The organism is Marihabitans asiaticum, assembly GCF_007828725.1.
Taxonomy (GTDB): Bacteria; Actinomycetota; Actinomycetes; order Actinomycetales; family Dermatophilaceae; genus Marihabitans; species Marihabitans asiaticum.
This window is the reverse complement of sequence record NZ_VIUW01000001.1, coordinates 737,993-751,558: the sequence shown is the minus strand read 5'-3', so window position 1 is coordinate 751,558 and position 13,566 is coordinate 737,993. Positions and strand designations below refer to the sequence as shown.

Annotated in this window: 12 protein-coding genes; 4 read left to right on the top strand and 8 right to left on the bottom strand. The window is 71.3% G+C overall.

Translation table 11 applies throughout. The features are described from left to right. Positions 1–109: 109 nt before the first annotated feature. The 3 genes from FB557_RS03550 to FB557_RS03540 are packed head-to-tail and all read right to left on the bottom strand — an operon-like array spanning position 110 to position 1,689. Positions 110–679: a 4Fe-4S binding protein gene (locus FB557_RS03550; protein ID WP_342778894.1), complete on the bottom strand. Its 570-nt coding sequence runs from the start codon at positions 677–679 to the stop codon at positions 110–112. Beyond that, positions 672–1,223 (bottom strand): NADH-quinone oxidoreductase subunit C, encoded by a 552-nt coding sequence (locus FB557_RS03545; RefSeq protein ID WP_144855571.1) that lies wholly within the window; start codon positions 1,221–1,223, stop codon positions 672–674. The genes FB557_RS03550 and FB557_RS03545 overlap by 8 nt, the downstream gene beginning before the upstream one ends. Then, entirely contained in the window at positions 1,216–1,689 is a 474-nt protein-coding gene (locus FB557_RS03540) for an NADH-quinone oxidoreductase subunit NuoB (RefSeq protein ID WP_144855569.1), read from the bottom strand. The genes FB557_RS03545 and FB557_RS03540 overlap by 8 nt, the downstream gene beginning before the upstream one ends. 44 nt (positions 1,690–1,733) lie before the next feature. Here FB557_RS03540 and FB557_RS03535 point away from each other — a divergent pair, with 44 nt between their 5' ends. After that, a complete protein-coding gene (locus FB557_RS03535; RefSeq protein ID WP_144855567.1) occupies positions 1,734–2,225 on the top strand; it encodes a hypothetical protein in 492 nt (163 codons plus the stop codon). Here FB557_RS03535 and FB557_RS03530 read toward each other — a convergent pair. Continuing rightward, positions 2,210–3,031, bottom strand: coding sequence for a crotonase/enoyl-CoA hydratase family protein (locus tag FB557_RS03530; protein WP_144855565.1), 822 nt, complete (start codon positions 3,029–3,031; stop codon positions 2,210–2,212). The two genes, FB557_RS03535 and FB557_RS03530, sit on opposite strands and share 16 nt — an antisense overlap. Before the next feature lie 199 nt (positions 3,032–3,230). Between FB557_RS03530 and FB557_RS03525 the strand changes: the two genes are divergently transcribed. The 3 genes from FB557_RS03525 to rarD are packed head-to-tail and all read left to right on the top strand — an operon-like array spanning position 3,231 to position 7,234. Further along, positions 3,231–5,402 (top strand): PhoX family protein, encoded by a 2,172-nt coding sequence (locus tag FB557_RS03525; protein WP_170236168.1) that lies wholly within the window; start codon positions 3,231–3,233, stop codon positions 5,400–5,402. Positions 5,403–5,436: 34 nt separating this feature from the next. Beyond that, the gene (locus FB557_RS03520; protein WP_144855563.1) at positions 5,437–6,255 is read left to right on the top strand and encodes a class F sortase; all 819 of its coding nucleotides are present in this window, start codon (positions 5,437–5,439) and stop codon (positions 6,253–6,255) included. A gap of 31 nt (positions 6,256–6,286) precedes the next feature. Further along, positions 6,287–7,234, top strand: a complete 948-nt coding sequence (gene rarD, locus FB557_RS03515; RefSeq protein ID WP_144855561.1) for an EamA family transporter RarD — start codon at positions 6,287–6,289, stop codon at positions 7,232–7,234. Between the two features lie 114 nt (positions 7,235–7,348). Here rarD and FB557_RS03510 read toward each other — a convergent pair whose 3' ends face one another. Genes FB557_RS03510 through nuoL form a run of 4 tightly spaced genes read right to left on the bottom strand, consistent with a single transcriptional unit; the run spans position 7,349 to position 13,564 of the window. Next, positions 7,349–8,353, bottom strand: coding sequence for a polyprenyl synthetase family protein (locus FB557_RS03510; protein ID WP_144855559.1), 1,005 nt, complete (start codon positions 8,351–8,353; stop codon positions 7,349–7,351). A gap of 5 nt (positions 8,354–8,358) precedes the next feature. Continuing rightward, entirely contained in the window at positions 8,359–9,936 is a 1,578-nt protein-coding gene (nuoN, locus tag FB557_RS03505) for an NADH-quinone oxidoreductase subunit NuoN (protein ID WP_144855557.1), read from the bottom strand. Continuing rightward, positions 9,936–11,636: an NADH-quinone oxidoreductase subunit M gene (locus FB557_RS03500; protein ID WP_144855555.1), complete on the bottom strand. Its 1,701-nt coding sequence runs from the start codon at positions 11,634–11,636 to the stop codon at positions 9,936–9,938. Before FB557_RS03500 ends, nuoN begins: the two co-directional genes overlap by 1 nt. Next, positions 11,636–13,564, bottom strand: coding sequence for an NADH-quinone oxidoreductase subunit L (gene nuoL, locus FB557_RS03495; RefSeq protein WP_144856070.1), 1,929 nt, complete (start codon positions 13,562–13,564; stop codon positions 11,636–11,638). Before nuoL ends, FB557_RS03500 begins: the two co-directional genes overlap by 1 nt. Between the last annotated feature and the right edge of the window lie 2 nt (positions 13,565–13,566).

Below are 13,566 nucleotides of genomic sequence, written 5' to 3'. Positions count from 1 at the left end.
CAGCGCCCTCAGCCATCGGCGCCGGACGTCCCCGTGGGCGTCGACGCCGCCTGACCCTGAGGGGCGAAGGGGTGCCCCGGACCGATCGTCGGTCCGGGGCACCCCTTCGTCATGCCTGCTCCGGAGAGTCCGAGGGATCGCGGGTCGCGCGGCGGCGTGGAGTCAGCCCGCCACGGCGGCCCCGGGCCGCGGGACCGCGCCGATCGGTCGCCGCGGGCTGCGCGGCCTCGGCGGCTGGCTCGGAGCCGGGGTCGAGCGGCGGGGGTGCGGGGGCCTCGGACAGCCAGCCGCCGAGCACGTCCATCTCGTGGGTCAGCTCGTCGAGATCACCGGCCGGGTACTGGAACTGGGGGCTCCACAGCAGCGCGTCGAAGGGGCAGACCTCGACGCAGATGCCGCAGTACATGCACAGCGACCAGTCGATGGCGAAGCGGTCCAGCACGTTGCGCCGCCGGGGGCGGGCGCTGCTCCCCTCGGGGGCCGGCACCTCCTCGGTGTGACTCTCGATGTAGATGCACCAGTCGGGGCACTCCCGGGCGCAGAGCATGCACGAGGTGCAGTTCGCCTCGACGAGCGCGATGACCCCTCGCGAGCGCGAAGGGAGGGTGACCGGCTCGAGCAGGTCGCTCGCCTCGGGCGACGCGGGCCGCTCGCCCGCACCGCAGCCGCACTCACTCACGGCCGTCCTCCTGGCCGTGCTCCCGACCCCAGTCGGGTCCGGGAACCCCCGGTGCCTGCACCCGCCGCCGTGACGGCGAGCCCGCGCCGGAGCGCCCCTCACCGGGCTCCTTGCCCCCGGGCCACGGCTTGGTGGCCCGAGAGGCCAGGACGAAGGACTTGCGCAGCGGGTTGCCCTCGAAGCCCTCGGGCAGGAGCAGCGGCCGCAGCCCCTGGCCGGTGCCGTCGTCGAAGCCGTCGAAGAGCACCCCGAACATCTCGAAGGTCTCCCGCTCGCACCACGCCGCCCCCGCGAAGAGACCGGTCAGGCTCGCCAGCGGCTCGCCCTCGGGCACCCGGGTACGCAGCAGCATCGAGCGCCGGTCACGCTCGGGCGTCGGTCGCGGGTCGACGAGGCGGGCGACGACCTCCATCCCGGGGTCGGTGGCGGCGTCAGTCTCGTCGACGGCGCTCAGCCAGTCGAAGAACGCGTACCCGTCCGCACGCGCCGACCGGGCCTGCTCGACCCAGCGCTCCCGGGGGACCGTCACCCGCTCCTCAGGCATGCTCGGCCGCGATCTGCCGGTGCAGCCGGGCGAGCCCGTGCAGCAGCGCCTCGGGCCGGGGCGGGCAGCCCGGCACGTAGACGTCGACCGGGACGAGCTGGTCGACGCCCTTGGTCACGCAGTAGCTGTCCCAGTACGGGCCACCGCTGTTCGAGCACGCCCCGAAGGAGAGGACGTAGCGCGGCCCCGGCATCCGGTCGTAGACCTCCTGCACACCCGGCGCCATCGCGTCGGTGATCGTGCCCGAGACGACGAGCACGTCGGCCCGCTCGGGCCCCTCGCTCGTCTCGAGCACCCCGAGTCGGTCCAGGCCCTCCCCCTGCGCCGCGGCGACGAACTCCATCGCGCAGCAGGCCAGACCGAGGTCGTGGACGTGTACGTCGTAGCGCCGCCCGCCCAGGCGCACCGTCCGCGGCGCCGGGTCGGCCCCGGCGCCGACGGTGGGGAGGGGCAGGTCGGTCGGCATCAGGAGAACCCTAACGACCGCGCGCACGTGGCAGCATTCCTGAGATGAGGTCGGACCACCCGGCAGGAGCGGCGCCCAGCCTCCAGGCGCGCGGCGTGGTCGTCCCAGGCCACGGCGTCGCCTCCGGGCGGGCGCCGGACTCCCCCTTCGCCGCCGGCACCATCGCGCTGCAGACTCCCCACTTGGCCCGGCAGGGCATCGACCTCTCCGCGTACCACCCGGCGACGATGAACGTCGACGTCTCCCCCTTCGCGCTGCGCGTCCTCGACCCGCGCTGGACCGCCACCGACATCGCCTGGACCGACGTGCACCCGGCCGAGACCTTCTCCTTCGTGCAGTGCCGTCTGACCGCCGGCGGTCGAGACGTCGACGCGCTCGTCTACCACCCCCACCCGGAGACCAAACCCGGCATGAACCATCAGCCGCGCAGCGTGGTCGAGCTGCTCGCGCCCTTCGTCCCCGGCCTCGGCTACGGCGACGAGGTCAGCGTCGAGCTGGCGCAGGGCCAGGCCGTCTTCGATCAGCTGCCGGAGTAGCGGCCGGAGCGCTTCTCCAGCAGGGCAGCCACCGCCTCCTCGTGGTCGGTCGTGGTGTGCGCGACCGCCTGCATCGCCGCGGCCGTCTCGAGACTCGCGCGAAGGGGGACCTCGGGCGCGTCCCGCAGCAGCGCCTTGGCCATCCGCACCGCGTAGGGCGGGTTCTTCGCGACCCGGTCGGCGAGGGCGCGGGCGGCACCGAGCAGCTCCTCAGGCTCGGCGACCGCGTTGACCAGCCCCCACTCCCGTGCCGTGGCCGCGTCCACCCGGTCACCGGTCAGCGCCATCTCCGCCGCCCGTGCCGGGCCGACGAGCCTGGTCAGCAGCCAGGCGCCGCCGTCGCCAGGGATGATGCCGAGCTGGACGAAGGACTCGGCGAAGAACGCCGTCGTCGAGGCCACCCGCAGGTCGCACATGAGCGCCAGGTCGCACCCCGCGCCGACCGCCGGCCCGTTGACCGCCGCGATGACCGGCACGTCGAGGCGGGCCATCGCGGCCGGGATCCGCTGCACCCCGCGGCGGTAGCCCTCGCGGCTCCCGGAGACCGGCCCACCGAAGGGAGGCTGCTTGTCACGCATCGCCTTGACGTCGCCGCCGGCGGAGAACGCCGAGCCCGCACCGGTGAGGATGACCGCTCGCAGGGAGCCGTCCTGGGCGTCGGCATTCGCCTGCTCGACCGCATCCTCGAGGGCGGCGATCACCTCCTGCCCGGTGATCGGGTTGCGCTGCTCGGGGAGGTCGATGGTCCACGTCCGGACGTGGCCGTCCTGGTCGACGCGAAGGGGGGGGCTCGGCTGCTCGGGCACGGGAAGGACTCCTTCGTCGGGTCATCCCATGATGCCTTGACGATCCGCTGGGCAGAGATTCGCCCGAGGGCCACCTGGGCGTCATCGCCCGTTGGCCGAGCCGGCCGTACCGTCCTCGCGTCGACCCGACCCGCCACCAGGACGCCAGCCCGGTCCACCCCCTTCGCCCCGACGCACCGCCACCGACGAAAGGCCCGTCATGCCCGCCAGCCCCAGCCGTACCCTGCTCCCGCTGCTTCCCGGCCACCGCGACGGCGGCCGGTCGGCGATGACCTGCATCTGGAAGTGCGGCGACGCCTGCAGCAAGCCGGTCCCCAACCAGAGCGACAACGAGTACTTCGGCGACGTCGTCGCCGCCTCGCGCCGCTCCGTGCTCAAGGCGGGATCGCTCACCGCGGCGGTCGCCGGCTTCGGTGCGGTGTCGGCGACGCAGAGCGCGGCAGCGCGACTGGCCGCCGACCCCACCGCGCTCACCGCCCCCTTCGGCTTCACCCCGATCTCACCGGTCCCGGCCGGCACCGACGAGGTCGTCGTCCCCGACGGCTTCCGCTGGGCGCCGATCATCCGCTGGGGCGACCCGATCATGCCCGGCGCACCCGCCTTCGACTTCGAGAACCAGACCTCCGCGGCGCAGGAGGGCCAGTTCGGCTACAACTGCGACTACGTCGGCGTCATCCCCAAGGGCGACAGCACGACCGAGGCCGTGCTCGTGGTCAACAACGAGTACACCAACAACGAGCTGATCTTCTCCGGGTACACCGACGCCACCGCGCTGACCGACGACCAGGTGCGGATCACGATGATGGCCCACGGCATGTCCGTCGTGGAGATGACCCGCAAGGACGCCACGAGCCGCTGGACCTACACCAAGGCCGCCCCGCTGAACCGCCGGGTCACGGTCGAGACCGCCTTCGACATCGTCGGCCCGGCTCGCGGGTCGGACCTGCTCAAGACGTCCGCGGACCGCAAGGCTCACACCGCCCGTGGCACCTTCGGCAACTGCGCCGGCGGCACGACCCCGTGGGGCACCGTGCTCTCCGGCGAGGAGAACTTCAACTACTACTTCGCCCAGCCCGACGCGCCGAGCGACGACCTCGCCGGTCGCGCCGCGGCCCGGTACGGACTGGCCAGCGGCTACCCGGCGCAGCACAACTGGGACCGGCTCGACTCCCGCTTCGACCTCACGCAGGAACCGAACGAGGCCAACCGCTTCGGCTGGGTCGTCGAGCTCGACCCCTTCAACCCCAGCGCCCCGCCGAAGAAGCTCACCGCGATGGGTCGGATGAAGCACGAGGGCGCCAACGTCATCGTCGCCGACAACGGCCATGTCGTGGCGTACATGGGTGATGACGAGCGCTTCGACTACATGTACAAGTTCGTCAGCAAGAAGAAGTACGTCGAGGGCGACCGCGACCACAACACGCAGCTGCTGCACGAGGGCGACCTCTACGTCGCGAAGTTCTCCGGCGACGGGGCCGACGGGGTGCACGACGGCACCGGGACCTGGGTGCCGCTCACGGTCGGTGGGCGGTCGGCCGTCGAAGGGATGAGCCTGGAGGAGGTCCTCGTCTACACCCGGCTCGCCGCCGACCAGGTCGGCGCGACGAAGATGGACCGCCCCGAAGACGTCGAGCCCAACCTCGTCAACGGGCGGATCTACGCCGCGCTGACCAACAACAGCAAGCGGGCCCCCGCCCAGACCGACGGCCCCAACCCGCGCGCCGAGAACAAGCACGGCCAAGTGCTGGAGATCACCGAGGCCGGCGGCGACCACACCGCGACGACCTTCGCGTGGCGGCTCGTGCTCGTCTGCGGTGACCCGAACGACCAGGAGACCTACTTCCTCGGATACGACAAGTCCGAGGTCAGCCCCATCTCCTGCCCGGACAACGTCACCTTCGACGGCGACGGCAACCTGTGGATCGCGACCGACGGCAACTCCCTCGGCCACTGCGACGGCATGTACCTCTTCCCGCTCGAGGGCGAGCACGCCGGGCACCTGCAGCAGTTCCTCTCCGTCCCCGCCTTCTCCGAGTGCTGCGGGCCGCTCATCGAGTGGGACGACAAGGTCGTCTTCGCGGCCGTGCAGCACCCCGTCGAGGAGGACGGGGCGAGCACGACCAACGTGCTCTCCACCTTCCCCTACCAGGGCAACACCCAGCCGCGACCGTCGGTGATCATGATCTGGCCCGAGGCGTCGGCCGCACCGGAGCCGAGCCCGTCGCAGCCCACCCCGACGCCCACGTCGCCCAGCCCGTCTCCGTCGACCCCGTCGCCGTCGCCGAGCACCCCGGCGCCCACGACGCCTGAGCCCACACCGTCGCGACCCGGCGGCCCCCGCGGACCGATCGTCGAGACCGACCTGCCGTAACCGAGGCCCGACGTGCAGGTGAGAGGCTGCTGCCATGAGCGAGCAGCCCGACACCTCCCGGCGACCCGGGGTCCTCGTCGCGATCCTCGTGGCGCTGGCCCTGGTCGCCGCGGCCGTGATCGCCGTCGCGCTGCTGCGCGGCGGCGAGGACGGGTCCCCCGCTGCCGGCACCTCGACCAGCTCGAGCGCGTCGAGCAGCGCGAGCACCTCCAGCACGTCGTCCTCGAAGGCCTCGTCGGGCACGGACGATGACTCGTCCTCGACCAGCTCCCCCCGGTCGTCCTCCACCTCCACGGAGGGCAGCCCCGACGGGGAGACGAAGGATCCTGAGGTCGAGGTCACTCCCTCGTCCGAGCTGAGCCTGAGCGCCGAGCAGGTGGCCGCGGGCAAGGCCGCGGCCGACTCCGGATCGGGGGCCAGCTCGGTCAGCATCCCGGCGATCGGGCTCGAGCACGACCTCGAGGCGCAGGGGCTGCGTGACGGCAAGGTCAACCCCAAGGCGCACCAGGTCATCTGGTTCACGGGGTATGACCGGGTGGTCCCGGGAGCCACCGGGACGTCGGTCATCGCCGGTCACGTGACCTCCGGCGGCGGACCCGACGCCTTCGCCGCGCTGGAGGACGTCGAGCTGGGCGACGGCATCGTCATCACTTACCCCGGCGGTGAGCAGCTCCGCTTCGAGATCAGCCGCGCCGAGATCGTCGACAAGACCGACCTGCAGCACGACGCCGACGTCTGGGGGCAGAACTCCCAGGCTCGGCGGGTGGTCCTCGTCACCTGTGACGACGAGCTCGGGTTCCGCGAGGACGGGCACCGCAAGGCCAACTTCGTCGTCGTCGCCGAGCAGGCCTGATCGCTCTGCGGCGCTCCTCTATGCTCGCCCGGTGAGTGCACCTCAGAGCGACGCCGCGGCAGCAGAGCATCGGCGTGGCCTGCTCGCCGGGTGGGGCGCGTACGGCATCTGGGGGCTCTTTCCGCTCTACTTCACCGCGCTCGAGCCGTCGGGCGCGTGGGAGATCCTCGCGCACCGGATCGTGTGGACGCTCGTCCTGTGTGCCGCGATCCTCCTGCTGCGCCGTGAGCTGCTCGGGCTGCTGTCGCTGCTGCGCAGCCGACCCCGGCTGGCTCTCGGTGTGGCGATCGCCGCCTACGTCATTGCGATCAACTGGGGCTTCTACGTCTACGCGGTGAGCACCGGGCGGACCCACGAGGCGGCGCTGGGCTACTTCCTCAACCCGATCGTCACGGTCGGCATGGGGGTGCTCATCCTCCGCGAGCGTCTGCGCCCGCTGCAGTGGGCGGCCGTGGCCATCGGGGCAGCCGCCTTCGGCTATCTTGCCGTCTCGTCGGGGCAGATCCCGTGGCTCTCGATCATCCTCGCCTTCTCGTTCGCCACCTACGGGCTGACGAAGAAACGGCTCGGTGCCTCGCTTCCCGCCCTGCAGTCGCTCAGCGCGGAGACCATCGCGCTCATCCCCCTCGCGACCGGCATCCTCCTGTGGCTCACCGCGAACGGCGAGGGCACCTTCACCGCAGGAGCACCCTGGCACCCGATGCTCCTCGTGCTCTCGGGCGTCGCCACGGCGGTCCCGCTGCTCCTCTTCGCCGCCGCGGCGCGGCGCATTCCCCTCGTGACGATCGGCCTGATCCAGTTCATCACCCCGGTCGCCCAGCTGCTCGTCGGCGTCTTCCTGCTGCACGAGGTCGTGCCCTCCACCCGCTGGGTCGGCTTCGCGATCGTCTGGGTCGCGCTCGTCGTGCTCTCAGCCGACTCGCTCGCCGCAGCACGCCGCTCCCGCCGCTCCCGCCGCGCGCCGCAACCCTCCGCCTGACTCCCCCCCTTCGCACCTGCCAAGGCAAGTACCCAACTCACCCGCACCTGCCTTGGCAGATACCAACCTCACCCGCACCTGCCTTGGCAGGTGCGGGGAAAGGGGAGAGAGCGGTCAGCCTGCCCGGTCGACGACGCTGGCGACGAGGGCGAGCAGCGCAGCCTTAGCGTCGCTCTCCGGCAGCGGGTCGAGCACCTCGGCGGCACGCCGGCCCACGGCGAGCATCTCCTCGCGCGCCGCGGTCATCGCCGGGTGAGGGCGGAGCAGCTCGAGCACCCGCTCCAGCCGCTCGGGGTCGTCGAGGTCGGAGACCAGCAACGCCTTGAGCTCGTCGTCGGCCGGGTCCTCGGAGGCCAGGGCGTTGAGCACCGGCAGCGTGCGCTTGCCCTCCCGCAGGTCGGTCCCCGGGGTCTTGCCGGAGTCACCCGAGCGAGAGGCGATGTCGATGAGGTCGTCGGCGAGCTGGAAGGCCACCCCAAGACGCTCGCCGTACTCGGTCGCCATATCGACCACCTCGGGGCTGCACCCGCCGAACATCGCGCCGTAGCGGGCCGCGGTCGCGACGAGCACGCCGGTCTTGTCGGCGAGGACGCTGCGGTAGTACTCGCGCGGGTCCTGCCCGTCCGGGCAGGGACGGTCGTCGCGGATCTGACCGGCGCACAGCCGGATGAAGGTCTGCGCCTGGATCTTGACCGCCTGCGGACCGAGATCGGCGATGACGTCCGAGGCGCTGCCGAAGAGCAGGTCCCCCACGAGGATCGCGGTGGAGTTGTCGTACTTGGCGTTGGCGCTCGGCGCGCCACGGCGCAGGTCGGCCTCGTCCATGACGTCGTCGTGGTACAGGCTCGCCAGGTGGGTCAGCTCCACCCCGGCCGCAGCGGCGACGACCTCGTCGGTGATGCCGTCGCCGAGCTCCGCAGCGAGCATCGTCAGGACAGGCCGGAACCTCTTGCCGCCGGCCTGCGCCAGGTGGAGGTTGGCCTCGCTGATGAAGTCGTCCTCGTGCCGGGTGCGCTCGACGATCAGCCGCTCGACCCGCTCGAGCCCGTCGCTGAGCCGCTCGACGAGCTCCTCGCTCGCCCCCGGGACCGCGACGACACCGGGCGTCGCACTCGTCACAGCGGTCACCGCACGAAGGTGCTCGACTGCGCGGCGAGGTCGAGCAGCGGGCCGGGGACGACACCGAGCAGCACGGTGAGGACGACCCCGACGGCGATCGCGACGACGGAGAGCAGCGCCGGCTGGGCCAGGCCCACGTCACCGGACGGAGCGGTGAAGTACATGAGCACGATGACCTTGACGTACACGAAGGCGGTCACGGCGCTGGCAAGCACACCGATGACCACGAGGAGGACCCCGGAGAGCCCACCGTGCGCGACCGCGGGCATGAAGGCGGCGACCTTCGCCGTGAAGCCGGAGGTGAGCGGGATACCGGCGAAGGCGAGGAGCAGCAGCGTCATCGCGGCCGCCACCCACGGGTGCCGTCGTCCCAGACCGGCCCACTGGGAGAGGTGGGTGGCCTCCGCGCCGTTCTCGCGGACCATGTTGACCAGCGCGAAGGCGGCGATGGTCGAGGCGCCGTAGGCCACGAGGTAGAACATCACCCCGCCCACCGCGGTGATGTCGAAGGCGAGCAGGCCGACGAGGATGAAGCCGGCGTGCGCCACCGAGCTGTAGGCGAGCAGTCGCTTGATGTCGGTCTGGGTCACCGAGAGCACGGCCCCGACGATCATCGTCAGCGCGGCGATGACGACCACGCCCGGGCGCCACTCCCACCGCGTGCTCTCCAGGCCCACGTAGACCAGCCGCAGCAGCGCCCCGAAGGCCGCGATCTTGGTGCAGGCGGCCATGAAGCCGGTGACCGGGGACGGCGCGCCCTGGTAGACGTCAGGGGTCCAGGAGTGGAAGGGCACCGCCCCGACCTTGAAGAGCAGGCCGACGAGCAGCATCGCGACGCCGGGCAGGAGCAGCGGCTCGAGGTCACCGCTCGACGCGGCCGCGGCCTCACCGATCGCGGGGATGCGGATCGACCCGGCGTAGCCGTAGATCAGGCCTGCGCCGAAGAGGAAGAACGCCGAGCTGAACGCCCCGAGAAGGAAGTACTTCAGGGCGGCCTCCTGCGAGAGGAGGCGACGCCGACGCGCCAGCCCGGTGAGGATGTAGAGCGGCAGCGAGAGCACCTCGAGCGCGACGAACATCGAGAGCAGGTCGTTCGCGGAGGTGAACATCATCATGCCGCCGAGGCTGAAGAGCGCGAGCGGGAAGACCTCGGTCGTGGCCAGGCCGGCCCGGGCCGCGGCACTCTCGATCGCCGAGCCGGGAGTCGCGGCCCCCATCGGCGTGAAGGCGTCCGGCCCCTCGCCGCCGAACCGCTCGGCCATCACGAGCAGACCGACCAGCCCGAGGGCCAGCAGCACCCCGCTGAGGAAGCGGCTCGGGCCGTCCACGGCCAGCGTGCCGGCGACCGTCGTCCCCGTCACCGAGTCGGCATCGGGGAGGACCAGGGCCGCGAAGGCGATGACCAGGGCGAGGACCGCCAGCCCGACCTGGATCGGGTACCGGAGGCGACGCGGCGCGAAGGCCTCGACGAGGACGCCCAGTACCGCCGCCGCGAAGACGACGATCATCGGCGCGATGGCGACATAGTTGATGTCCGCCATCTCGAACTCGCCCGCTGCGGGCAGGGTGAGCAGGGCAGTCATCAGTGGTCACTCCCGTTGGTCGAGGCGTCGGCGGACTCGGCCGAGGACGCGGGGACGGCATGGTCGGGATCGCTCACCCCGACGAGGTCCAGCGTCCGCTCGACCGCCGGGTTCAGCACGTCGAGCACCGGCGCGGGGTAGAAGCCGAGGATGAGGAAGCTCGCGATGAGCGGGGCGACGACCGCCTTCTCCCGCCAGCTGAGGTCGGCGACGAGGCCGATCCGGCCGGCACGCACCCCTTCGTCGAGGTCCTCACGGATGTACGGCAGGTCCTGCTCCCGCTGCGCCGACTCGTCCCCGCGGAGCAGGGTCGGCTCCCCCTCGACGATCTCCGGCGTCGGGCCGGTCATGACCCGCTTGTACAGGAGGAGCACGTAGAGCGCGGCGAGCACCAGGCCGAGGGCAGCGATCGCACCCGCCCACGGGTAGCGCTGGAAGGTGCCGGTGATCACGAGGAACTCCGAGACGAAGGAGCTCAGGCCAGGCAGCGCGAGCGCGGACAGACCCGCGACGAGGAAGACGCCCGCGAGCACCGGGGTGACCCGCTGCCAGCCGCCGTAGGCGTCGATCCGCGTGCTGCCGCGACGCGCGACGAGCATCCCGGCGACGAGGAAGAGCGCGGCGGTGCTGAAGCCGTGGTTGATCATGTAGAGGTTCGACCCGGCATGGGCCGTGGAGGTGAAGGCGAAGATGCCCAGCACGATGAAGCCGAAGTGGCTGATCGAGGTGAAGGCGATGAGCCGCATCATGTCGACCTGGCCGATGGCAAGCACCGCGCCATAGAGGATCGACACCAGCGCGAGCGCGATGACCACCGGGGTGGCCCACTGGCTGGCCTCGGGGAAGAGCTGGAGGCAGAAGCGGATCATGCCGTAGGTCCCGACCTTGTCGAGCACGCCGACGAGCAGGGTCGCCACGGCCGGCCGGGACTCGGCGGCCGCGTCGGGCAGCCAGGTGTGCACGGGCCACATCGGCGCCTTGATCGCGAAGGCGATGAAGAAGCCGAGGAAGAGCCACTTCTCGGTGCTGCCGCCGATCTCCAGGCCGGTGAGGCGCTCGACGAGGAAGCCGTCGGAGCCGCCGGGGCCGGCGATGTAGAGACCGATGACGGCGACGAGCATGATCAGCCCGCCCGCGAGGGAGTACAGGAGGAACTTCACCGCGGCGTACTGGCGGCGCTCACCGCCGTAGAGCCCGATGAGGAAGTACACCGGGATGAGCATCGCCTCGAAGAAGACGTAGAAGAGGAAGACGTCGGTCGCGGCGAAGACCCCGACCATGAACGGCAGGAGCGAGAGCAGCAGCGCGAAGTAGGTGCTCTCGCTGCGGGTCGAGACCGTCTCGTCCTCCGCGCTGGCCGCCAGACTCGCCGTTTGCCGCCGGTCCAGGTCGTGCCAGGCGGCGAGGAGGCAGATCGGCGCGAGGACGAGCGCCATGAGGATCAGGGCCAGCGAGATGCCGTCGACCCCGAGGGCGTAGGAGACGCCGAGCGAGGGGATCCAGGAGTGCTGCTCGGCGAGCTGGAACTGCTCACCGGAGCCGGTCTGGAACTGCGTGGCGGCGGCCACGCCGATGGCCAGCGTCAGCAGCGAGACGCCGAGGGCGACCCGCTTGGCCAGTCCCCCGGGGAGGAAGGCCGTGACCAGCGACCCGACGAGCGGGACGACGATCAGCAGGGTGAGCCAAGGGAAGTCCGACATCAGTTGATCACCCACAGAGCACCGAGGAAGACGACGACGCCGGCGAGCATCGTCAGGGCATAGCTACGCGCGAAGCCGTTCTGCACCTTGCGCAGGGCCGAGGAGGACCCGCCGATACCTGCGGCCAGGCCGCTCAAGGCACCGTCGACGCCCGCCTTGTCGGCGTAGTTGAGGCTTCTGGTCAGCAGGATGCCGGGCCACTGGAAGAACCCGGAGTTGATCTGGTCCTGGTAGAGGTCCTCGCGGGCCGCGCGGGTGAGCAGGGACCCCTTCGGCGCGGTCGTCGGGACGCTCTCCTTGACGTACCGGAACCAGGCCAGGGCGAGGCCGATCGCGACGACGACCAGCGTCGCGCCCATGATCACCGGGATCGGCAGCACCGGGTGCTCGTGCTCGTGGTGGCCGAGCACCGGCTCGAGCCAGGCCGGGAAGTCCAGGAGCACCATGACCAGACCGAGGGCGGCGGAGCCGACCGCGAGGATGATCATCGGCACCGTCATCGTCGCTGGGGACTCGTGCGGGTGCACGTCGTCGGTCCAGCGCGCCTTGCCGTGGAAGGTCATGAGGAACAGACGGGACATGTAGAACGCGGTGACTCCGGCGCCGAGGAGGGCGGTAAGCCCGAACACCCACGGCTGCCAGCCCTCGCCGATGAAGGCGGCCTCGATGATCTTGTCCTTGGACCAGAAGCCGGCGAAGGGGGGAACGCCGAGGATCGCGAGCCAGCCCAGCCCGAAGGTGATCCAGGTGATCTTCATCGCCCCGGACAGCGCGCCGAAGCGGCGCATGTCGACCTGGTCGTTCATGCCGTGCATGACCGACCCGGCGCCGAGGAACATCCCGGCCTTGAAGAAGCCGTGGGTGATGAGGTGGAAGATCGCGAAGGCGTAGCCGACCGGCCCGAGGCCGGCGGCGAGCATCATGTAGCCGATCTGGCTCATCGTCGAGGCTGCGAGGGCCTTCTTGATGTCGTCCTTGGCGCAGCCGACGACCGCTCCGTAGACGAGCGTGATCGCGCCGACGATCGCGACGACGAGCCGCGCGTCGGGCGAAGCGTCGAAGATCGCGTGGCTGCGCACGATGAGGTAGACACCCGCGGTGACCATCGTCGCGGCGTGGATCAGGGCCGAGACCGGCGTCGGGCCGGCCATGGCGTCGCCGAGCCAGCTCTGCAGCGGGAACTGCGCGGACTTGCCGCACGCCCCGAGGAGCAGCAGCAGGCCGATCGCGGTGAGCGCCGCGGTCGAGGCGTCAGGCACCCCGGCGTTGACCGTGGCGAAGTCGACCGCACCGAAGGTGGCGAAGATCAGCGCGATCGCCAGCGCCATCCCGATGTCACCGACGCGGTTGACGACGAAGGCCTTGTTGGCCGCGGTCGCGTAGGCCGGCTTGTGGTTCCAGAAGCCGATGAGCAGGTACGACGCGAGACCGACGCCCTCCCAGCCGACGAAGAGCAGGAGGTAGGAGTCGGCGAGGACGAGCAGCAGCATCGCCGCGACGAAGAGGTTGAGGTAGGCGAAGAAGCGCCGCTTGTCCGGGTCGTGCTCCATGTACCCCAGGGAGTAGACGTGGATCAGCGACCCGACGAAGGTCACGAGCAGCACGAAGCTGATCGACAGCGGGTCGATGAGCATCCCGGCGGAGAGCTCGAAGCCTCCGGCGGGAATCCACTCGTAGAGGTCGAGGTGGGCGGCCCGCTCGGCCGGGTCCTGGCCCAGCATCGCGACGAGGATCGCGGCGCCGAGCGCGAAAGAGGCCCAGGACAGGCCGGTCGCGAGGAGCGGCCCGAAGGAGTTCGTCGCCCGGCCCCCCAGGAGGAGCAGCGCGGCGCCGGCGAGGGGCAGCGCGACGAGCAGCCAGCCCCAGGCCGTCAGGCCCGAGGCTGCGCTGGCCGCAGCGGCTCCCCCTTCGCCGACCAGGGAGACCATCA